Here is a 415-nt window from a genome sequence, read left to right on the forward strand (position 1 = left end):
TTGCTGATGTTCAGTTCCCGGGTGTTGCCAAGTGCACCATCCGCATCGGTACGTAATGTCCCCATCTGAACGTAGGTTGCCCCCTGATAGTCGTTCTGACCGTTGGAAAGCGAAACCTGTCGCACCGTATTGATTGCCAGATCCCCTTCACCACCGATTTTTGCCGACATATCGGCCGTTGCGCCATAGGCTCCGCCATGTTCGGCTAACGTCAGCTTTTGCCCACCATGGATGTTCAGCGCTTTCAGCCCATAGTTAACGTACAAACCATCACCTGGTGCGGTCGTGAGGCGGAATCCATAATCACCCTCGGCGACCACCGTTCCGTTTTGCGCAATGTGTACCGTTTTGTCCGCTTCCACCTCGTCGCCCTGTAAATCACGTAACGTTAATGAGCCACCCGACCCAATAACCG

Annotated in this window: 1 protein-coding gene; it reads right to left on the reverse strand. The window is 54.2% G+C overall.

The genetic code is table 11. The features are described from left to right. Positions 1-362, reverse strand: a 362-nt coding sequence (locus ACEWB7_RS18165; protein WP_411581112.1) for a hypothetical protein, incomplete at its 3' end; no start/stop codon positions are given. Positions 363-415 lie beyond the last annotated feature (53 nt).

Source organism: Acinetobacter sp. NIOH-H-8, from assembly GCF_046635365.1.
In the GTDB taxonomy this organism is placed as follows: Bacteria; Pseudomonadota; Gammaproteobacteria; order Pseudomonadales; family Moraxellaceae; genus Acinetobacter.